This window comes from Pseudomonas sp. H1_A03 (assembly GCF_054685145.1).
In genome coordinates this window covers 3734611-3755972 of the sequence record NZ_CP162829.1, presented here as the reverse complement: position 1 = coordinate 3755972, position 21362 = coordinate 3734611, and the positions used below count along the sequence as shown (strand labels likewise).

Here is a 21362-nt window from a genome sequence, read left to right as displayed (position 1 = left end):
CGACGAGTGGTTTGGAAGGCAGACACAATGTGGGAGCCAGCGCACACATAAGCCAGCTCCCACCGTTTTGAACAGTGCCGGGTTTTAGAAATCGCGTTTGTAGAAGATATCCAACGAACTGGCCACACCACTCGCCACCTCCAGGTACACCTTCTTGCTCAACAAATAGCGCAAGGCGATGGTACTGGCCGGTTCGAACACCCCTACCCCGTAACGCAGGCTGAGCTTTTCGGTGATTTTGCCGCTGGCGACCACGGCGGTGTTGTTGCCGCTGCCCTGGGTATCCAGGTCGAAATCCTGGATGCCCAACTTGGTGGCAAGGTCCGAGGTCACCCCGGCGCTGCCCATCAACCCCAGGCCCAACGCCGCCTGGGCAAGCATGTTGTTGTCTTCACCGGTGGAGCTCAGCGGACGGCCCAGCACCAGGTAGGACAGCGCCTGTTCCTGGCTCATGGCCGGTTCGGAGAAGATTTGCGTGGTGGGCTGCTCGGCGCTGCCGCTCAGGCGGATACCGGCGATGACATCGTCGGTCTTGCGGATCGCTTCGACATCGAGATACGGCTGGTCCAACGGACCGGCGAACAGCAGCCGTGCACGCCGCACATCGAGCCGCTGCCCGTAGGCGCGGTAGCGGCCATCGTTGAGCCACAGCTCGCCACGGGTGTCGAGGTTGTCGCCGATGTGCACCTGGCCCTGCACCTTGGCGGTGAGGCCAAAGCCCGAGAAGTTGAGCTTGTCTTCACCCACCACCACGTTGATGTCCATGGCCATCGCCATCGGCGGCTTGCCCTCTTCGGTCTGGCTGCCCACGATCACGGTGTCATCCGAGACCTTCACGGTGGACGGTGGCAACTCGCGCACGATGATATCGCCTCGCGGGATGTGCACGTTGCCGGCGACGGCGAGCTTGTCATTCTTGAGGGTGATTTTCAGGTCGGGCGCCACTTCCAGCACGGCATAAGGTTCAACCGTGACCGGTAACTGCGAGCCTTGCAGGCTGAGGTCCACCACCAGGGCCTGGCCCCAGTCGATCTGCCCTTTGAGGCTGCCCTGCCCGGCTTTGCCGCTGCGCCAGCCGCCGTTGAGCTGCACGCTTTCACCGGCGATCAGCGCCTGCACGTTCAGGCCTTCCAGACTAATGGGCAGTTCCGGACCGGAAATCTCACCGCCCACCAGGTTCACGCTGCCGTTGACCAGAGGTGCCAACAAGCCACCGGAGATGCGCCCGTTGCCATTGAGCTTGCCGCTGAGGGTTTCCACCATCGGCACAAACGGCCGCGCCACCGCGAGGTCCAGGCCGGCAAGGGTGAACGTGCCCGTGATCGGTTTGTTCTTCGGCAACGGGTTGATCTGCGCTTGCACCATCAGCTCGCCGAGCTTGCCGCCACGGAAGTCCAGCTGGGTGTCGATACGCTTGGGGTTGAGCGTGGTTTCCAGCTTCAGCGTGTCATAGGGGAAATCCAGCCACTGGTCCTTGTCCTTGACGCGCAAGGTGCCACCGCTGGCGTCAACCGAAACCACGCCTTTGGGGCCGCTGTCCGGCAGATCGAGCTGCAGGTCGGCGTTGAGCTTGCCCTTCCAGGCGAAATCCTTGGGCAAAAACGCCGCCAGGCTGTCGATGGGAAATTGCTTGAGGTGGTAGCGCAACTTTGGCTCGGGCATCAGCCGCTGGTCTTCGCCGCACAGGCTGGCAGGGCCGGAGACCCAGCAGTGTGCGGCAAACGTCAGCTTGCCATCGGCCATGCGTTCGATCTTCGCTGGTGCTTGCAGCTTCCAGTCCTGGCCGCCCGCTTGCACATCACCACTGGCGAGGCGCCCGCGCCAATTGCCTTTGTCGAGGTTGCCATCCAACGCCAGGGCCAGCTTGACCAAGGGGCCGGCCAGGTCCAGTTGGACCTTCTGGTTCTTGATATCGCCCTGGGCGCTGGCCGTCAGGGTGCCGACCTGAGTGTCACCGCTTTGAATGCCGCTGCCCTTGAGGTCGATCCTGGCGCGCTGGGCGTTATCGAGGCTGGCGTCGAGGGTAAGACTTTGCAGGCGATTGTCGGCGAACGCCAATTGCTGGCCTTTGAGGCCGAGCTTGCCTTGGGGGGCCTTGAGGCTGCCGGCCACGTCGAGTCGGCCATTAACCTGCCCGCGCAACTGCGGCCACAGCTGGGCCAGGCGCGCCAGCTTGATATCGATCTGCCCAGCCAGGCGTTGTTGCAGGCTGCCGCTGCCGTTGATGCGGTTGTCGCCCAGGCGGATATCCAGGTTGGCCAGGGTCCACTGCTCGCCCGCGCCTTCGGCCTTGGCCGCCAGCACGGCAGTTTGCCCGCGCAGGCGACCCTTGAGGTCGAGGTCGGCATTCAGCTTGAGCTGCTCGTTCTTGAACTCGCCCTTGCTGCGCAGGGGGCCGGCCAGGGTGCCGGGCAGTTCAGCAACCCAGTACGCCGGGTTCAGGGCCGACAGGTCGAGCGCGGTGTCCCAGGCGATGCCGTCAGCGAATTGCAGGTTCAAGTGGCCTTCGGCCTTGCCTTGGCCGGCGGTGAGTTTCAGCTCGGGCAGGAAGACTTGCTTGAGGTCGCCACTGAACGGCGTGACCACATTGAACTTGCCCGCCGGGCCGTCGAGGTCGGCCTTGAGGTTGCCCAGGTAGTTACCGTCTTTGTAGGAGACCTCACCGTTAAAGGTACGCAGTGCGACTTGCGGCTCGTCGATAACCGGATAGAGACGATGCCAAGGGAAGTCCAGCCAGTCGATCCTGGCGTCGGCGCTGAAGCCTTGTTGCCAATCCAGTTGGGCCGTCAGCTTGAGGCTTTGCTTGTCTCCGGCATTCAGGTCCAGGCCGGCGATCTGCGCGCCCTTGGCGTCAACCCGGCCTTGCAGCAGCACATCCACCGGGCCTTTTTCCGCAGGGAGCACGGCCTTGCCCAACAATTGGTAGCCGCGCTGCAAGTCACCTTTAGCGGTGAGATCGAGTTTGTTGAGTTGCAAGGTGTCCGGTAGATCGGCGCTGGGCTTGAAACCGTCGGCGGTGATGTGCAATTGGGCCGGGAGGTTTTCTGCCAAGGGTTGCAGTTCGCCCGTGAGCTTGGCTGGCAGATAGCCGCTGCTGTCTGCATCAAGCTTGAGCGTCTTTAACAAATCCCCATCAATCTTCAACGCCACCGCCCAAGGTGCACCACCTGGCGCATACGGCAGGCTTACATTCCCAGTCGCGGTCAGCGGCCAATCGCCGGTGGGTTGCAGCAAACCGGCCAGGTCCAGTACCAGATCATCGCGTTGCAGGTGCACAGAGTCGATCTGCAGGCCGGCAGCCGTCCAATGCGCCGCCAATTGCAGGCCCTTGAGTTCTTCGCTGCCGTTGAACAGCAGGCGACCGACGCGAACGTCGCCCAACTGGATCGCTACCGGCAGTTTCAGGTCGGGTAACTGGATCGGACCGCTGCTTTCCTCAGTGCCCGGCGGAAATTGCAGGCTGACCTGGTCCACGTCCAACCGATTGATGCACACCGTCATGCGCAACAGGCAGGCGGGCGACCAATCCACGGTCGGTGCCTGGAGTTCGACGCGGCTGCTGTCTTGCTGCCACAGCAGATGGTCGGCGCTCCACTGGCCGCCCAAATGCCCCTGGAAATTCTCTACGCTCAAACCCGGTACGCGGGCCAACGCCCAGCGGCTGCCGGCCTGGGTGCCGAGTAACGCCCACAGCGCCAATAACAGCACGGCGAGGATGGCAACCACGGCCAGCCCCGCTCTTTTCACACCACGCATCACAGCTCAGGCCCCATGGAAAAGTGCAATCGAACGCCGCCCGGATCTTCGAGGGCGTGGGCCAGGTCAAGGCGGATCGGGCCGACCGGCGAGACCCAGCGGATACCGACGCCGACGCCGGTTTTCAGGCTGGGCAGGTCCAGGGAATTGAACGAGTTGCCCTGGTCGATAAACGTCGCGATCCGCCATTTCTCGGCGATGGAATATTGATACTCGGCGCTGAGGGCAACCATGTAGCGGCCACCGATGCGGTCGCCGCGGTCGTTCTCGGGCGACAGCGTCTGGTACTCATAACCGCGCACGCTCTGGTCACCACCGGCAAAAAAGCGCAACGACGGCGGCACCGATTTGTAACCGTTGGTGGCACTGCCGCCGACCTGGGCGCGGGCCAGAAAGCGGTGGTTGTCCCACAAGGTGGTCAGGCCCTTGACCATGGCCGTGCCGTAAAGCAGGTTGGTGTCGGAGCCCAAGCCCTCTTTGGCGACCTTGGTGTCGAATTGCAGGCGGTAGCCGTGGTGCGGGTCAATGCGGTTGTCGCTGCGCAGGTAGGAGTAGCTGATCCCCGGCATCACCAGGTTACTCAAGCCGGAGTCGTTGCCCAGGCGATATTCTTCACGCTGATACTTGAGCGAGATCACCCGGGTCCAGCCGCTGGGCAACTTGCTATGCCACTCGGGGCCAAGGGTGAGCAATTTACTCACGGTGTCGGTGTTGGCGATTTCTTCGTTCTGATAGCCACCGGCGAAGCGCAGTTTGTCGGTGAGAGGGGGGTCGAGCGGAATGTCGTACCACAGGCCGACGTTCTGTCGCGGCGCCGACAGCTCGGCTTCCCAGCCATAGCTATGGCCCTGGGGGTTGACCCAGTGACGGGTCCAGTTGGCTTTGCCGCGCGGGCCAACGTCGGTGGAAAAACCAAGGCCCAGCCCCATGGTGCGGGGCTTGCGGGTCTCCAGGCGCACAGCCACCGGGATGATGTCATCCGTCGAGGCGGCCGGCGCAGCGTCCACGCGCACGCCTTCGAAAAAGCCGCTGGCTTGCAGGTTCTGGTTGAGTTCGGCGATCAATTCGGAATCGTAGGGCGTGCCGCTTTTGAACGGCACCATGCGTTGCAGCAGCTCTTCGTCAAACGGCGTGTCGCCGGCAAAGCTCACCTTGCCCAAGGTGTAGCGCGGGCCGCTGTCATAGATGAGTTCAATATCGGCGACGCCCGCCTGCGGGTCCACCGACAGCTTCTGTTTGGTAAAACGCCCGCTGAAGAAACCGTAGCGCGAGGCCTGGTTCTGGATCAGCCGCTTGGCATCTTCGTAATGGCCGTGGTTGAGCACGGCGCCGGATTTGAGGTCGTCGCTGACGGGCACGCGAAAGGCCTTGAGGTCTGCGGCTTGGCCGTCGACCCGTATGGTCACGTCTCGCAAATGCACCGGCTCGCCGGGGTCGATGGTGAGGATCAGGCGCGGGTTCTTGCCGCCCTTCACATCACTTTCGATCTGTGGCTGATAGAAGCCCAGGGCCTGGGCTGCTTTTCGCGCCTGCTCCTCGGCGCCACGGCTGAACCGCAGCAAGGCCTCTTCATCACGATCGCCCACCCCGCCGATGTAGCCTTCGATGTTGGCTTTCAACGCATCGTTTGAGGGCTTGATCCGCACGTCCAGTTCGCTTTGCGCCAACGCGCCGCAGCTTGTGAACAGCAGAATCAAGCCGCTGGTAAATCTTCCTGGAAACTTCATAGGCGCGGATGCTACACGAGCTGGAGAGCACTTTAGAACTCGGAAAATTCTGAAAAATTCTGCATCAAGCCGTTGCAGCATGTGACGACTGCGGGTTGGGATGAAAAAACACGTGCTCCACGACAGGTCCTACAGCGACTTCACCGATCTCTTCATACCCCTGGCGCTTATAGAAATCCAAGTAGCGCGAATTGCCGGTGTCCAGCACCACACCGGATGAGTGCGGGTCGTCGGCACACCAGTTGTGCACCGCCTCAAGCAACTGCTCGCCGTAGTGTTTGCCCTGGAATTGCGGGTGAATACCCAGCAGCGGCAGCACATGCACCGACTCGCTTGGCAGGCACGCCAGCACCGCATGGTGGTAGTCGAGGTAACGCCGCGTGCCGCGCACGCCGGTGCTCAGCCACATACGGATTTGCCAGGCCCAGCTCTCGGTAATCCCCAGGCGCCGCTGCGGGGGAGCGATCAGGGCGATGCCGATGAGCCGGTCATTGACGAACAGGCCGATGGCCGGAAGCTTCTGGAAGAAATGCTGCTTGACCAGTTCGCGCACGGTGGCGCGCACTCGCTGCTCATAACCTGAACGTTCCGCTTCAAAGATATAGGCAAATGTTGGCTCATGCCGATAGGCCTGGTACAGCAGGGAACGGGCCTCACGGGAATAGCCGCTGTTGAGCAAGCGGATTTCGCCAATGGCGGTCGAAGTGTCTGGCATACAGTGAATCTCCCTGGGCACCGCTCAGAAGGCGGCGTTCTTATGGGTACGAACCCACGCAGCACGAGTCGTTCCCAGACATTAGCAGCGCAACTGCCCTACCGCCACGCTGGCCCCCGTCCGACTTGTCGGCTAGCATCGCCCTTTTGCCAGGACTGGACTGCCGACCATGAAAATCGTCTCCTTCAATATCAACGGGCTGCGCGCCCGCCCTCATCAGCTGGCGGCGCTGATCGAGAAGCACCAGCCGGATGTGATCGGCCTGCAGGAAACCAAAGTCCACGACGACCAGTTCCCGTTGGCCGAAGTGCAAGCTCTTGGCTATCACGTGTACTACCACGGGCAAAAAGGCCATTACGGTGTGGCGCTGCTCTCGCGCCTGCCGGCGTTGAGCCTGCACAAGGGTTTTGCCACCGACGAAGAAGACGCCCAGCGCCGGTTTATCTGGGGCACCTTCGCCGACGAAAACGGCCAACCGGTCACCATCATGAATGGCTACTTCCCTCAAGGCGAAAGCCGCGACCACCCGACCAAGTTCCCGGCCAAGCAACGCTTCTATGAAGACTTGCAACAGTTGCTGGAAAGCCAGTTCCGCAATGACCAGGCGCTGGTAGTGATGGGCGACGTGAATATTTCCCCGGAAGACTGCGACATCGGCATCGGCGCCGACAACGCCAAGCGCTGGCTCAAGACCGGCAAGTGCAGTTTCCTGCCCGAAGAACGCGAATGGATGGCCCGCCTGAAGAACTGGGGCCTGGTCGACAGCTTCCGCCACCTCAACCCGGACGTGGCCGACCGCTTCAGCTGGTTCGACTACCGCAGCCGTGGGTTTGAAGATGAGCCCAAGCGCGGGCTGCGCATCGACGTGATCCTGGCGTCCAATGGCTTGCTGCCAAGGGTCAAGGATGCGGGCGTGGATTACGATCTGCGCGGGCTGGAGAAGCCGTCCGACCATGCGCCGATCTGGCTTGAATTGAGCTGACACCCCCCTTCAACGTGGGAGCTGGCTTGCCTGCTCCCACAACTGGACCCCTGGCTTATCAGTCATATTTCTGCAACCGGCCTGACTTATTCTCGCGGCACTCCCTTTGGCTTAAGAAGGTGCCGGCATGATGCTGCGCGTTCTGTTTCTGCTGGCACTCTTTCCTCTCTACGCTGCTTCCGCCCCCCTACCCGCTCCCGATCAAGGCCCTGCATTACGCATCCAGGGTTCCAATACCATTGGCGCGGCGCTGGGGCCCGCGCTGGCCAAGGGGTTGATGGAACATCAGGGCCTGCAGGCGGTGCGCATTGAACCGGCGCAAGGTGCCAATGAACAGCGCGTGACCGGCAAGACGCGCCAAGGCAAGACCGTGTCGATCGAGGTCGCTGCCCACGGCTCCAGCACCGGTTTCATGGCGCTGAAAAAAGCCACGGCCGACCTGGCAGCCTCGTCCCGTCCGATCAAGGACAGCGAACTGGTCGACCTCGAACCCCTCGGCGACCTGAAAAGCCCCGAAGCCGAACAGGTGATCGCCATCGACGGGCTGGCCATCATCCTCAACCCGCGAAACCCGTTGAACACCCTGAATACCGAGCAACTGGCGCAGATCTTCAATGGCGAAATCAGCACGTGGGAAGCATTAGGCGGCATCGGCGGGCCGATTCATTTGTATGCGCGCGATGATCAGTCCGGCACCTACGACACCTTCAAGGAACTGGTGCTGCGCTTGCGTGGCAAGCCGCTCGGCGCAGGTGCCAAACGCTTCGAGTCCAGCGAACAGCTGTCCGACGCGGTCAGCCAGGACCCTCAGGGCATCGGTTTTATCGGCCTGCCTTATGTGCGTCAGGCGAAGGCGGTGGCGATTGTGGATGGCGACTCGCACCCCATGTTGCCGCTGAACAGCCTGATTGCCACCGAGGATTACCCGCTGTCGCGACGGTTGTTTTTCTACCTGCCGCCATCGGGTCATAACCCGTGGGCCAAGGCACTGGTGGACTTTACCCAGAGCAGCAAGGGCCAGGCGATTGTGGCGGCCAACGGGTTTATCGCGCAGCAGGTACAGGCGATCGCCGTCGAGCCGCGCGCGTCGATGCCCGAGGACTATCAGGCCATCGCGCGTGACGCTCAGCGTTTGACCGTGAATTTTCGCTTCGAAGAAGGCAGTGCCAGCCTGGACAACAAGGCGCGCCAGGATTTGCAACGGGTGGTGGCGTATCTGAAAAGCCACGACAAGCTGGATAAGCAGGTGACATTGGTGGGGTTTGGTGATGCCAAGAATGACCCGCAACGGGCGGCGTTGTTATCTAAGTTGAGGGCGATGGCGGTGCGTCGGGAGCTGGTGAAGAACGGTGTGGTATTGCGCGATATTCGTGGGTTTGGGGCACAGATGCCGGTGGCCGCAAATACGGCGGATGAAGGCAGGATCAAGAATCGGCGGGTGGAGGTTTGGGTGTACTGAACCTTGGGTTTTGGGTTGTTCAGACTGGCCTCATCGCGGGCAAGCCCGGCTCCCACATTAGACCGTGTTCTCCTTAAAAACTCGGTCTAATGTGGGAGCCGGGCTTGCTCGCGAATGCAGGCGACGCGGTGTTACTGCCCGCTGCGCATCAACTCTTTAGGCACATACTTGCCAATCTCAAACTTGCCAATCGCGGCGCGGTGCACTTCATCCGGCCCATCCGCCAATCGCAGCGTACGTTGCATGGCGTACATATAGGCCAGCGGGAAGTCGTTGGAGACGCCCGCGCCGCCGTGGATCTGGATCGCACGGTCAATCACCTTCAATGCCACATTCGGCGCGACCACTTTGATCTGGGCGATTTCACTTTTCGCGACCTTGTTGCCCACAGTGTCCATCATGTACGCCGCCTTCAAGGTCAGCAGGCGCGCCATGTCGATCTCCATGCGTGAGTCGGCGATCTTGTCGATATTGCCGCCCAAACGGGCCAGCGGCTTGCCGAACGCGGTGCGGCTGACGGAGCGTTTGCACATCAACTCCAGTGCACGCTCAGCCATGCCGACGGAGCGCATGCAGTGGTGGATACGGCCTGGGCCAAGGCGGCCTTGGGCAATCTCAAAACCACGGCCTTCGCCGAGCAGCACGTTTTCATAGGGCACGCGCACATTGTCGAACAGCACTTCAGCATGCCCATGGGGCGCGTCGTCGTAGCCGAACACTGGCAGCGGGCGCACGATCTTCACGCCGGGGGTGTCCACCGGCACCAGGATCATCGAGTGCTGCTGATGGCGCGGCGCATCCGGGTTGCTCAGGCCCATGAAGATCAGGATCTTGCAGCGCGGGTCGCAGGCGCCGGAGGTCCACCATTTCTTGCCGTTGATCACCCATTCGTCGCCCTGGCGCTCGGCGCGGGCAGCCATGTTGGTGGCGTCCGAAGACGCTACGTCCGGTTCGGTCATGGCGAAGGCTGAGCGAATTTCACCACGCAGCAGCGGCGCCAACCAGCGTTGTTTTTGCGCTTCGTTGGCGTAGCGCACCAACACTTCCATATTGCCGGTATCAGGGGCGGAGCAGTTGAACGGCTCCGGGCCCAACAGTGAGCGACCCATGATTTCGGCCAGCGGCGCGTATTCAAGGTTGGTGAGGCCAGCGCCCAGTTCGGATTCCGGCAGGAACAGGTTCCACAGGCCTTCGGCTTTGGCGCGGGCTTTCAGCTCTTCCATGATTGCCGTGGGCTGCCAGCGATCACCTTCGCTGACCTGGCGTTCGAACACCGGCTCGGCCGGGTAAACGTAAGCATCCATGAATGCAGTGACGCGTTCACGCAGTTCCTGAACCTTGGGCGAATAGGCGAAATCCATGAGCAGCTCCCTTCTCTGAGAGGTTGTTTAGGTCATGCAATCGATGCTAGAACAGCGTTGATAATTTACCTAGCCTATTCTCGGCGTGTATTAACATTCATCACCGATATATGATCGGCCTATCGGCACCCTAACAATAAGAGCGCAACCCAATGAATCTGAGCAAGGTCGACCTCAACCTGTTTATCGTCTTTGACGCGATCTACACCGAAGCCAACCTGACCCGCGCCGGGCAGATTGTCGGCATCACCCAACCGGCGGTGTCCAACGCTCTGGCACGCCTGCGCGAGACCTTCAACGACCCGCTGTTCGTGCGTACTGCCCAAGGCATGGTGCCCACGCCGATGGCGCAGAACATCATCGGCCCCGTGCGTAATGCATTGTCGTTGCTGCGGGTGTCGGTGCAGGAAAGCCGGATTTTCAACCCGCAGCAGGCGGCCAAGACCTACCGCATCAGCATGACCGACCTCACCGAGGCGGTGATTCTGCCGCCGCTGTTCCAGCGCTTGCGCCGCCTGGCGCCGACGGTGGTGATCGAGAGTTTCCTGTCCAAACGCCGCGAGACCACCAAGGAATTGGCCGCCGGGCGCCTGGACTTTGCCGTGGATGCGCCGCTCAACACCGACCCGCAGGTGCGCCACGTCAAGCTGATGGAAGACCGCTATGTGTGCGCCATGCGCAAGGGTCATCCCATGGCTGGCAAAGACAAGCTGACGCTGGATGACTACCTGGCGCTGACCCACATCCATATCTCCAGCCGCCGCAACGGCTTGGGCCACGTTGACCTGGCACTGGGCAAAATGGGCATCCAGCGCAAGATCGCCCTGCGCTCCCAGCACTACCTGATGGCCTCGCAAGTGTTGCAGCAGACCGACATGGTCATGACCGTGCCCGAACGCTTCGCCCGCCGCCACGAACTGCACTGGTTCAACCTTCCGGTCAACGATGTGCCGCCGGTCGAAACCCACCTGTACTGGCACGAAAGCACCGATCAAGACCCGGCGAACCGTTGGATGCGCGAGCAGATGATCGAGTTGTGCCAGCAGGTGACGGCCCATGAGAAGAAGTTGGATGGAAAACAATCCTGACTGTAGTGAGCGGGCTTGCCCCGCGCTGGGTGGCGAAGCCGCCCTAGACGAGACACCACCGAGTCCCAGATACACCCAGGTCGCCCGGTTTGGGGCGGCTTCGCCACCCAGCGCGGGGCAAGCCCGCTCACTACAAGAGCGCGCCCCTTGACGTTAACGTCAAGCAGCCATTAGCTTAGCGCCCAAGACATCTTCTCGGGCACACCCATGAGCACGACCTACAGCATCTCCGACCTCGCCCGCGAGCTCGACATCACCACACGCGCCATTCGCTTCTACGAAGAACAAGGCCTGCTGGCCCCGGAACGCCGGGGCCAGGAGCGCATCTACTCGGCGCGCGACAAGGTCAGCCTCAAGCTGATCCTGCGTGGCAAGCGCATCGGTTTTTCCCTGGCCGAATGCCGCGAACTGATCGAGCTCTACGACCCCTCCGGCGGCAACCACATCCAACTCAACAGCATGCTGGCCAAGATCGCCGAGCGCCGTGAACAGTTGGAACAGCAACTGCTGGATATCGAACAAATGAAGCTGGAGCTGGACACCGCCGAAGAGCGCTGCACCCAGGCCCTGGCCCACACCATGAGCCAGGTTGGCCATTGATCAGAAGGTAACTGCCATGTCCCTCCCCTTACACGTACGCCTGGTGGAAGTCGGCCCGCGCGACGGTTTGCAGAACGAAGCCCAACCCATCAGCGTGGCGGACAAGGTTCAACTGGTGGACGCCCTCAGCGCTGCGGGCTTGAGCTATATCGAGGTCGGCAGTTTTGTATCGCCCAAATGGGTGCCGCAGATGGCCGGTTCTGCCGAGGTGTTTGCACAGATTCAGCGTAAAGCTGGCGTGACCTATGGTGCCCTGGCGCCGAACCTGCGTGGTTTTGAAGACGCGTTGGCGGCCGGCGTCAAGGAAGTAGCGGTGTTTGCGGCGGCGTCCGAGGCGTTCTCCCAGCGCAATATCAACTGCTCCATCAACGAAAGCCTGGAACGCTTCGCGCCGATCATGGCCGCGGCCAAGCAACATGGGATCAGCGTGCGTGGTTATGTCTCGTGCGTGCTGGGTTGCCCGTATGAGGGCGAGATAGCGCCGGAACAGGTGGCGATGGTCGCACGCGAGTTGTATGCCATGGGCTGCTATGAAGTGTCCCTGGGCGACACCATCGGCACTGGTACGGCGGGCGCGACGCGGCGATTGTTCGAGGTGGTCGGCGCCCAGGTGCCACGAGAAAAGTTGGCCGGGCACTTCCATGACACCTATGGCCAGGCCGTTGCGAATATCTACGCCAGCCTGTTGGAAGGGATCACCGTGTTCGACAGCTCTATCGCGGGCCTTGGCGGCTGCCCCTATGCCAAAGGCGCCAGCGGTAACGTTGCCACCGAAGATGTGGTGTACCTGCTCAACGGATTGGGCATCGAGACCGGTATAGACCTGGAGGCGTTGATTCGTGCGGGCCAGCAAATCAGCAACGTGCTGGGCCGACCGACAGGGTCGCGCGTGGCCAAGGCACGCAACGCCAGTTGAGTAGCGTAGCCGTGACAATGTGTTACCGCACACCTACACAACGAGTAACACGGGAACATATTTTGTCGTATTTGCCGTAGGCCACCTTCCACAAAAAAAATCAAACCATTGATTTTAAAGGGATTTACAAAGTTGGCACGGCTTCTGCTATCTCTATGGCATAACAAGAATAAAAAGCGCCAAACCTAATAAAAATAAGACGAAACGACTCTGACATAACAAAAACAACACGGCAGAGACGCAGCTAACAGATTTTTTTGGAGAAGATGTGCTTTGCAGGGTACGGCGTGCCGAAACCCGCAACCGGTTAGAGAAAAATAAAACTACCTCAGGTAGCTACCCACTGGTTGGATCGATAACGAAGAAGCAGATCAGCGCTCAAAAAAATACGTTTGCTCTTGACCCCGAATGGGGGTCGCCAAAAACAGCGGTAAAGGGTAACGGTTGCCAAAAACAACAATAGACCGCCCCTCAATAATAAAAAAAGAGCACGCAACGACAAATTAAAGGGGACCCTAGGGTCCCCTTTGTGCTTTCTGCACCGTGCGATTACAGGGCGGTCCCACCTGAGGCCGCGAAGTTGTTGAACACTCGCCGCGTCAAGGTGTGCAGCGTTCGTTGTTCCAGCGCCTGCCGCTCAGCCCCTAGCTGCTTGAGTTCACGCTCAAAAAACACGCTTTGCATCGAACCGTTCACCAGGATTTGATCCCTGCGCATACTCAACAGGCGCGCCAACCGGTCGACTGCCTCATCATGTTTTGTCTGCCACAGTGCTTTTGTGGCTGGATCTACAGCGGCGTCTTGCTCGCCTTGCAAATCCGAAATATCGAACAGCGCAGTGCTCTTTTCGTCTATCAGAACCAGGTCCGGCTTCATTAACGCCTCAAGTTCCTGAGGGTATCGGGTGCGCAGGTGCTTATCCCAGAACAGGCGCCCGATAAAAAAGTCCGCCTCTTTAGCCGCATTGCGCATTTCTCTTTGCACCTCTGCGCCCGCATTATCGATATCCGTTTGACTCACAGCGGCCTGTTGCGCAAACAACATGTCCCGGGATTGGACCGGCAAATCCAGCGATACCGCAAGCCGGGTGCGATAAGCCAGAATGACTTCAACCTGCTCGGTAAACCCGGGTCCTCTCGCCGCGACATCCCGTTCGGCAATGGCGTCTACCAACGCTAGACGAAACAACTTTCTGCCCGTGGATACCAAGGCGCCCTCTTCGCTCTCAACGCCTGCCAACTCGAGTGCCCTCGCCCCCAGCAATTCACTCTCAAGATTCATGAATTCGACCGAACTGCCGTCGCCACAGGTGACTCGATCATCGGCAGCTGCAAATAACGACGCTCGGATAGCCTGGCTTTCGCTTGCGGCCTCGAGCATGTTCCACACGCGCTGCGCCAGTACCGGGCGCGTCACATCACTGCTGAATTCCGCGCTGCGAGTAGTATCGGACACCACGGTAAAAAAAGCGGCTGACTCAGGATGGGCCCTGAGTTCGTCCCAGATCCCGCCGCGCCGGGCTGATTCGCTGGCCGACAACGCTCCCAGCCACAAGCCGCGCGCTTCGTCGACCGTGATGTGCTCCCCCAAATGCGCCGCGTTGAAAGGCTCACCCAGCCGCGCCAGGGTAGCCGCCGACAATGGATTGTCGTGCACGATGATGCGGTCCGGATGCTGATAAGCGTATTCAGGTAACGTCGTGATCCGATTGGTGTGCAGATCGACGCGGGCCAGTTGAGGTAGTTGTTCGGCGCCGATAGGAAAGGTCTCCGTGCCGGTATCCGAAAGATAAAGCTGGTTCAAATTGCGCAGGCGGCGTAGGTCGGCCTGCCATCCCAGGCGACGATTATCGCTGAGATTCAGAATCTTCAGGCTCTGCATTCTCTCCAGACGCAGGCGGCTCGATTCGGTCAGCTGGATATCGTTTCCACTCAAATAGAGTTTAGTCAGCCCGGACCCGCCATTAGCGAAATCTGGCAGTTGCGTCAGGTTGTTCTCTCGCATGTCCAGCCAGCGCAAGCCGCCGAATGCGTTCAGAAAAGGCAGTGAGCTGTCTGAAAGCGCCATTCGACGTAGAACCAGACTGCCCACGTGATCCATATTTGCGGTTATCGCAGGCAATTCGCCAATCACTTCATGCGACAAGTCCAGTACATGGCCGATCGGCGTCTGATCCCCAGCCAATGCCTGCGCAGAACTTCTACGCCAGGCAGCCTTGATGGTGCCCGACACTCTGCGCCTGGCGCTTGCATAACCCGATCCGCCCTCCTGCTGCCAACGGGCCAGCGCCGTGTCCAAGTCTGCAAGCTCAGCTTCGAGTTGGGTCAACTTCGCCAGAAGTACTGCGTCGCCAGCGCCTTGAAGGTCGAGCATGACCTCGACCTCTGCCATGGACTTCGACGGGTACAGCGACATTGCTTTCATCGTACAAACAGACGGACGCTCGCCAGCGCCGCCCACCGGGCTGAGTGGATACCCTATGCGCCCGTCAGCCAGACGCATGGGTGATTTGAAACCGGGTTTGATTGTTTTCAAGCCAAGTGCGCGCCGGCTCGCCAGCTCGCTCAGCGGCTGTTGCGCAATCTGCATCTTCAAGCGTTGGGCAGCCCTATTGAATTCGGCCCACCCTGTGAACTTGCCACTGCTTGCCATCCAGAGCGCGTTAAAGAACGCGCCTTCATCACTGCGCCAGTACTCTGCTTTTTCCGGGCCGCTGCAGAGTTTCCACTCCTTCAGGTCGGTATGGATAAGACGCAGTTGCCTGGGCGCGCTCGTATCGCCCACCCGGTCCAGCAGAGGACCATCGTAAGCGCCCTCGCGTAGCTCAACAGACACCCCTTCCAGAAGTCCGGGCAGCGAGGCCATCTTGTGCAAGGCCAGCCGTACGACGTCCAACGTGAATTGGTTGTCGAACAGAAGATCAGCGTGTGCCCGCATGACTCGCGCCTTCTGCCAGTAAACACGCGCTTCCTCGGCCAGGCGTAAAGGCAAACGTGACCCGGCCTGCATGCTTGTCAGTTCCTGACTAGTGGCATGGCTGACTATTTCTTCGGCGGCCAGTTTAGGCAGACCCGGAAAGTCGCGCTGGATCAGTTTTACATTCGCGTCACTGGATACATCACCGGCTGATATCTCCCGGTTGAACAGCTTGACTTTGGTGCTATAGGCCGCCTCAAGCAAGCAATCCCGGTACCTCACCACCCTCGCATAATGTGTACGCAAATACTGCATCAGCGGATCAGTATCTCCATCGTCACGTTCTTCGATCGCGGAGGACGAAGTCTCGGATGAAACGTCTCGGGTCCTTAGGAACAGCGTTGATACAGCCTCTTGCGTCATCTTTTTTTCGCCCAATAAGTGGCGAATTTCGGGCTCCGTCAACTGCTCCCTGAATGACGAAAAGAGGCGGCCACTTTTCAGTTCCTCATGCCCAAGCGTGACGACCGAGGACGAATCACTCGGAACAGCTGAACACCACACCTGATTGCCCTCAGCATCCAGCGCCACCAACACGCGCGACTCGGGCCACATCCCACACTCGAGCAACAACTGGACTTGTGTGAACCAATCGACCTGGCTAAAAAACCAAGGGTCTGAGTGGCTCAACCGATCAATAAATGACTGGTATTTAGCGGCGCATTCAAACCGCCGCAGCATATCTTTGAGGAGTGGCGCAGGCGGCCGGTGCTCGATGAACACCCGACGCAACTCGTCATCTGTGACGCCACTGATCGCCCTCGCCTGCTCGAGCTGACTATCGCTAAGGTGATCGACCGTATGCCCCATGCGACGCAACAGGGTTTGGCGATCCCACGTCAACGGTTGTTCGAACTCATGCACCCAAGCACCTTCGCCGTTATGTCGCACACGTGGCGCATAGCGGGTATCACCCTCAGGGTGCACAAACCTGAATTCGTTATCGGTACCGCTGGCTTTGACCTTGTAATGACCCCCCCCCTTTGCCGGCAAGTAGAGACCTGCTTCGTGCACATAGAGCCCTAGCGCGTTTGGCCGTTGTCCGTCGGGCAACGCAATTTGATGCAGATATGACCTCGGCTGGAAATCATACAAACGCGGTCGCCCTCCGAGTTCCACATGCACCAGCCGCTTGATGAACGCCGTATTTTTCGCTGTCTCCAACACTTTGGGCAGCGCCAGCCCCGCCAGATTGAAACCCACCGCCGAAAAATGTGCCCAAACCGCTTGGGCATCGTCCTGGGACCAGGCATCAATCCCTTCACCTACCTCGTAGAGCACTTGCGCGGCGGCAACGACCAGCATCACCTCTCCCAGGAAAGGCACCACGAAAGAGGCAAGATTGAGAATATCCAGCGCTTTGCTGCCGAACGACCAGAGCCAGGCTTTGTAAACCCGATCGTCGACATCCTGGGTGGACACCACACTGGTGCGGGCATTGCTCATGATCAGCCGTATGCGCTGCATCGCGCAGTCCATCCAGACGTCTCGCCACGGCGACGCATAGGTTCCCTGACGATGGATCCGGCTTTTTTGCGCCGGGGCAAAATCCTGATCGTGGGCGTATACCGCCCCCGGATCCAGCAGTGTCTTCAACTGTGTAAAAAAACCATCCTGATCGGCAAGTGGCACGAACTGGCTGAAGAATGTGCGGTATTCGACATGACACAAACGCGTCGTCAGCTCGTCGGTAAAGGCCGCAACATGGTCATAGACCTTGAGTGGATGGAGTGGATCGCCGGGAATGTATACCAGGCATGGTCGGGGCACGAGCTCTGCACTCCTCACATTTGTCCGCCACACCACCGGACCGATGACCAGGATGTTCTCGATCACAAAATTGAGTAACCGCAACGGCGAAACCTTCACCACTTCGCCGTCCCATTTGCGGTCTGCCTGATCTATTAACAGATCGTTGATCAACTGGTGGTGAGCAGCGCCGATGTCCCCCTTCATCAAGGCAATCTCAGCGGCCAGTTTCAACTGGTTCCGATGGCTGGTAATCAGGCTGCTGTAAAGCTTGCCAATTCCCGCCGGCGTGGTGGTGGTCCGAATATGATTGTTGAGAAAGGTGCGCACGTACTCGTAGTAGGAGCTCCCCAGATCGAGTTCCCGACACAGTTTGGCGAACTCATGAGGCTTGATACGCACTGGGAGTGACTGGACGTTACCTGGCGAATGAAGCTTGTCGCTTGGATATTGGTAAAAGTTGTAATAGGTGATCAAGTGGCAGTCCTGGCAAACCGGATCACTTGCCTCTTGCGAGGTGAAGTTGTTCAGCGCAGCCTCCAGCAAGCTGATGCCTTTGTAAAAATAGAATTGCGGGGCCAATGTGCTGGCGTGGGAAATCGAGACTTCTCTGGGGGCGGACTCGCATTCCAGCTGGGTCAGCTTGCGGGCATAAAACGCTTTTCTGGTATCCAACCTCTGCCCGAACGTTTTCTCGATCGCTGCCACCAACAACGGCTCGGCGTACTCTGCCGGTCCCTTCAGTTCACTGAACATCTGATCGAGTTGGTTCAAGGACGTCCTGCTGCGTGAGTGGATCGTGCTCATGCGATCGCGCGCAGCCGCCGGGGCCTTTTTGTACCAATCCGGGATGTTCAGTGCCAACGAGGCCAGTTCGGTTTTGCGCTGATCCAGCGCATCGGTGTACCAGTCAGGTGTGTTGTCCTTGATAAGCCGTCCATGTGGACTGTGCTCGTCCTGAAGAGGGCGCGTCGGGGGATCAATCGTGCGGTGTGTCATCGGTATGGCCGTCAAGTGGCGAAGTCGTGCGCCACTTTAGGCACCGCGCTGGCGCGCGCAGCAGTAGACATGCACCCCGCTTCAGGCGTCGTCGCGCAACTCCTCGATGCTGATCTCGCGCATGCGGAATTTCTGAACCTTGCCCGTGACCGTCATTGGAAACTCCTCCACGATCTTGAAATGCTTGGGCGTCTTGAAATGCGCGATGCGCCCCTTGCACCAGGTGTGCAGTTCCAATTCATTGGCCACATGGCCTGGATGAAACTTGACCCAGGCCACGATGGCTTCACCGTAACGCTCATCCGGAATACCGATCACTTGCACATCCGCCACCGCCGGATGGGTGAAGAAAAACTCCTCCAACTCACGCGGGTACACGTTCTCTCCACCGCGAATGATCATGTCCTTGTTGCGCCCGGCGATGCACACGTAGCCGTGGGCGTCCATGCTCGCCAGGTCGCCGGTGTGCATCCAGCCGGCGTCATCAATGGCTTCGCGGGTGGCGTCGGGGTTGTTCCAGTAGCCAAGCATCACGCTGTAGCCACGGGTGCATAACTCGCCGATTTCACCGCGCGCGACGGTATTGCCGTCAGCGTCGATGATCTTGTTTTCCAGCTGCGGCTGGGTGCGGCCGACCGTGGTGACGCGACGCTCCAGGTCATCATCCGCGCCGGTTTGCAGGGACACCGGGCTGGTTTCGGTCATGCCGTAGGCAATCTGCACCTCACTCATGTGCATCTCGTTGATGACCCGGCGCATCACTTCGATGGGGCACGTCGCACCGGCCATGATGCCGGTGCGCAAGGTAGACAGCTCGAAGTCGCCGAGACGTGGGTGATCGAGCATGCTGATAAACATGGTCGGCACGCCGTACAAGCCGGTGGCGCGCTCTTCGGCGACGGCAGTGAGGGTCAGCAGCGGGTCGAAGCCGTCATTGGGGTAGATCATGGTGGTGCCGTGGGTGATGCAGCCCAGGTTGCCCATCACCATGCCAAAGCAGTGATACAGCGGCACCGGGATCACCAGGCGATCCTGCGCGGTTAAACCCAGGCTTTCGCCGACCATATAGCCGTTATTGAGGATATTGTGATGACTGAGGGTCGCGCCCTTGGGGAAGCCGGTGGTGCCGGAGGTGTACTGGATATTCACGGCTTGGTCGAAGTGCAGGCTGGCCTGGCGGTTGTGCAATTGTTCGGGCGCGATGCCAGCGCCGAGCGCGGCCAACTGCGACCAGGGCAGGAATCCCGTGGGCGGACTGGGGTCGAGGCTGATGATGCCGCGCAGCTCGGGCTTCAATTCCTGGAGCATCGCGTGGTAATCGGACGTCTTGAACGACCCGGCGCATACCAGCCACTGGCAACCGGACTGCTTGAGCACGTACTCCAATTCACTGCTGCGGTACGCCGGATTGATATTGACCAGAATCACACCCAACTTGGCACTGGCGATCTGGCTGATACACCACTCGGCGCAATTGGGTGCCCAGATACCCAGGCGATCACCGATCTGCATGCCCAGTGCGAGGAATGCGCGGGCATGTAAATCCACGGCGTGGGCCAGTTGCTGCCAGGTGTAGCGCTGCTGTTGATGGCGCACCACCAGAGCCTCGCCATCGGGAAACTGTGCAACGGTGCGATCAAAGGCCTGGCCAATCGTCATGGCCAGCAAGGTCTTGTCCTGAACGCCACGGCTGTAGCTCTGATTCGATTGATCCATAACGACCCCTGTTGTCTTTTTTGTAGGTTGACGTAAACGTAAACTACGATTGACAGCGCCTTAACGCAAGCTTACGTTAACGTAAAGGTGAGCGCCCTTCCCTGGCGCGCCATCCACACAAAAACAAAGCTCACATTAAGGTGCCTGTCCATGAGTTACCCGTCCCTGAACTTCGCCCTCGGTGAAACCATCGACATGCTGCGCGACCAGGTGCAGTCGTTCGTGGGCAAGGAAATCGCGCCCCGTGCGGCACAGATCGATATCGACAACCTGTTCCCCGCCGACCTGTGGCGCAAGTTCGGCGACATGGGCCTGCTAGGCATTACTGTGCCGGAAGAGTACGGCGGCGCCGGCCTGGGTTACCTGGCGCACGTGGTGGCCATGGAAGAAATCAGCCGCGGTTCGGCGTCGGTGGCCTTGTCCTATGGCGCGCACTCCAACCTGTGCGTGAACCAGATCAACCGCAACGGCAGCCATGAACAAAAACTCAAGTACCTGCCCAAACTCATCAGCGGCGAACACGTCGGCGCGTTAGCCATGAGTGAGCCGAACGCCGGCTCCGATGTGGTCTCGATGAAACTGCGCGCGGACAAGCACGGCGATCATTACGTGCTCAACGGCAGCAAGACCTGGATCACCAACGGCCCCGACGCCAGCACCTACGTGATCTACGCCAAGACCGACCTGGAAAAAGGTGCCCACGGCATCACCGCGTTTATCGTCGAGCGCGATTGGAAAGGCTTCAGCCGCAGCAACAAGTTCGACAAGCTGGGCATGCGCGGCTCCAACACCTGCGAACTGTTTTTCGATGACGTGGAAGTGCCCGAAGAGAACATCCTCGGTGTACTCAATGGCGGCGTGAAAGTGCTGATGAGCGGCCTGGACTACGAACGCGTGGTGCTCTCCGGTGGCCCCACCGGGATCATGCAGGCCTGCATGGACCTCATCGTGCCTTACATCCACGACCGCAAGCAGTTTGGCCAGAGCATCGGCGAATTCCAACTGATCCAGGGCAAGGTCGCCGACATGTACACCCAACTCAACGCCAGCCGCGCCTATCTCTACGCGGTAGCCCAAGCCTGCGAACGTGGCGAAACCACGCGCAAGGATGCGGCCGGGGTGATCCTCTACAGCGCCGAACGCGCCACACAAATGGCCCTCGATGCGATCCAGATTCTCGGTGGCAACGGCTACATCAACGAATTCCCTGCCGGGCGGCTGTTGCGCGATGCCAAGCTGTACGAAATCGGCGCCGGTACCAGTGAGATCCGCCGGATGCTGATCGGTCGCGAACTCTTCAACGAAACCCGCTGAAGGA

The 21362-nt window shown here is 59.9% G+C and carries 12 protein-coding genes; 6 read left to right on the top strand and 6 right to left on the bottom strand.

All coding sequences use genetic code 11. The features are described from left to right. Window positions 1-84: 84 nt before the first annotated feature. The 3 genes from AB4O35_RS17375 to AB4O35_RS17365 form a co-directional block, all read right to left on the bottom strand. Window positions 85-3756, bottom strand: a complete 3672-nt coding sequence (locus tag AB4O35_RS17375; RefSeq protein ID WP_460149146.1) for a translocation/assembly module TamB domain-containing protein — start codon at window positions 3754-3756, stop codon at window positions 85-87. Continuing rightward, the gene (locus tag AB4O35_RS17370) at window positions 3756-5483 is read right to left on the bottom strand and encodes an autotransporter assembly complex protein TamA (RefSeq protein WP_065881825.1); all 1728 of its coding nucleotides are present in this window, start codon (window positions 5481-5483) and stop codon (window positions 3756-3758) included. Before AB4O35_RS17370 ends, AB4O35_RS17375 begins: the two co-directional genes overlap by 1 nt. A gap of 64 nt (window positions 5484-5547) precedes the next feature. Beyond that, complete coding sequence (locus tag AB4O35_RS17365) at window positions 5548-6198, bottom strand: GNAT family N-acetyltransferase (RefSeq protein ID WP_065873458.1); 651 nt, start codon at window positions 6196-6198, stop codon at window positions 5548-5550. Window positions 6199-6367: 169 nt separating this feature from the next. On the opposite strand from AB4O35_RS17365, the gene xthA reads away from it, so the two are divergent. Next, complete coding sequence (gene xthA, locus AB4O35_RS17360; protein WP_065873459.1) at window positions 6368-7180, top strand: exodeoxyribonuclease III; 813 nt, start codon at window positions 6368-6370, stop codon at window positions 7178-7180. Window positions 7181-7307: 127 nt separating this feature from the next. After that, the gene (locus AB4O35_RS17355; RefSeq protein ID WP_065881823.1) at window positions 7308-8639 is read left to right on the top strand and encodes a substrate-binding domain-containing protein; all 1332 of its coding nucleotides are present in this window, start codon (window positions 7308-7310) and stop codon (window positions 8637-8639) included. Between the two features lie 131 nt (window positions 8640-8770). Here AB4O35_RS17355 and AB4O35_RS17350 read toward each other — a convergent pair whose 3' ends face one another. Further along, window positions 8771-10000 (bottom strand): acyl-CoA dehydrogenase, encoded by a 1230-nt coding sequence (locus tag AB4O35_RS17350; RefSeq protein WP_065873461.1) that lies wholly within the window; start codon window positions 9998-10000, stop codon window positions 8771-8773. A 152-nt stretch (window positions 10001-10152) separates the two neighbouring features. Between AB4O35_RS17350 and AB4O35_RS17345 the strand changes: the two genes are divergently transcribed. The 3 genes from AB4O35_RS17345 (at window position 10153) to AB4O35_RS17335 (ending at window position 12604) form a co-directional block, all read left to right on the top strand. Beyond that, window positions 10153-11088, top strand: coding sequence for a LysR family transcriptional regulator (locus AB4O35_RS17345; protein ID WP_065946334.1), 936 nt, complete (start codon window positions 10153-10155; stop codon window positions 11086-11088). A 207-nt stretch (window positions 11089-11295) separates the two neighbouring features. Continuing rightward, a complete protein-coding gene (locus AB4O35_RS17340; RefSeq protein ID WP_065881821.1) occupies window positions 11296-11688 on the top strand; it encodes a MerR family transcriptional regulator in 393 nt (130 codons plus the stop codon). A gap of 16 nt (window positions 11689-11704) precedes the next feature. Next, complete coding sequence (locus AB4O35_RS17335; RefSeq protein WP_065882050.1) at window positions 11705-12604, top strand: hydroxymethylglutaryl-CoA lyase; 900 nt, start codon at window positions 11705-11707, stop codon at window positions 12602-12604. Window positions 12605-13153: 549 nt separating this feature from the next. Here the strand turns inward: AB4O35_RS17335 and AB4O35_RS17330 are convergent. Continuing rightward, window positions 13154-18328 (bottom strand): NEL-type E3 ubiquitin ligase domain-containing protein, encoded by a 5175-nt coding sequence (locus AB4O35_RS17330; RefSeq protein ID WP_460149144.1) that lies wholly within the window; start codon window positions 18326-18328, stop codon window positions 13154-13156. Window positions 18329-18409: 81 nt separating this feature from the next. Continuing rightward, window positions 18410-20044 carry an AMP-binding protein gene (locus AB4O35_RS17325; protein ID WP_065873464.1) on the bottom strand — a complete coding sequence of 545 codons (1635 nt, stop codon included), beginning with the start codon at window positions 20042-20044 and terminating at the stop codon, window positions 18410-18412. Window positions 20045-20194: 150 nt separating this feature from the next. Between AB4O35_RS17325 and AB4O35_RS17320 the strand changes: the two genes are divergently transcribed. Continuing rightward, window positions 20195-21358: an isovaleryl-CoA dehydrogenase gene (locus AB4O35_RS17320; RefSeq protein ID WP_065910974.1), complete on the top strand. Its 1164-nt coding sequence runs from the start codon at window positions 20195-20197 to the stop codon at window positions 21356-21358. Window positions 21359-21362 lie beyond the last annotated feature (4 nt).

Coding starts and splice junctions, on each gene's coding strand:
- AB4O35_RS17365 (WP_065873458.1), bottom strand. CDS start 6,198: ATGCCAGACACTTCGACCGCCATTGGCGAAATCCGCTTGCTCAACAGC.
- AB4O35_RS17335 (WP_065882050.1), top strand. CDS start 11,705: ATGTCCCTCCCCTTACACGTACGCCTGGTGGAAGTCGGCCCGCGCGAC.
- AB4O35_RS17355 (WP_065881823.1), top strand. CDS start 7,308: ATGATGCTGCGCGTTCTGTTTCTGCTGGCACTCTTTCCTCTCTACGCT.
- AB4O35_RS17350 (WP_065873461.1), bottom strand. CDS start 10,000: ATGGATTTCGCCTATTCGCCCAAGGTTCAGGAACTGCGTGAACGCGTC.
- AB4O35_RS17370 (WP_065881825.1), bottom strand. CDS start 5,483: ATGAAGTTTCCAGGAAGATTTACCAGCGGCTTGATTCTGCTGTTCACA.
- AB4O35_RS17340 (WP_065881821.1), top strand. CDS start 11,296: ATGAGCACGACCTACAGCATCTCCGACCTCGCCCGCGAGCTCGACATC.
- AB4O35_RS17345 (WP_065946334.1), top strand. CDS start 10,153: ATGAATCTGAGCAAGGTCGACCTCAACCTGTTTATCGTCTTTGACGCG.
- AB4O35_RS17320 (WP_065910974.1), top strand. CDS start 20,195: ATGAGTTACCCGTCCCTGAACTTCGCCCTCGGTGAAACCATCGACATG.
- AB4O35_RS17375 (WP_460149146.1), bottom strand. CDS start 3,756: ATGCGTGGTGTGAAAAGAGCGGGGCTGGCCGTGGTTGCCATCCTCGCC.
- xthA (WP_065873459.1), top strand. CDS start 6,368: ATGAAAATCGTCTCCTTCAATATCAACGGGCTGCGCGCCCGCCCTCAT.
- AB4O35_RS17330 (WP_460149144.1), bottom strand. CDS start 18,328: ATGACACACCGCACGATTGATCCCCCGACGCGCCCTCTTCAGGACGAG.
- AB4O35_RS17325 (WP_065873464.1), bottom strand. CDS start 20,044: ATGGATCAATCGAATCAGAGCTACAGCCGTGGCGTTCAGGACAAGACC.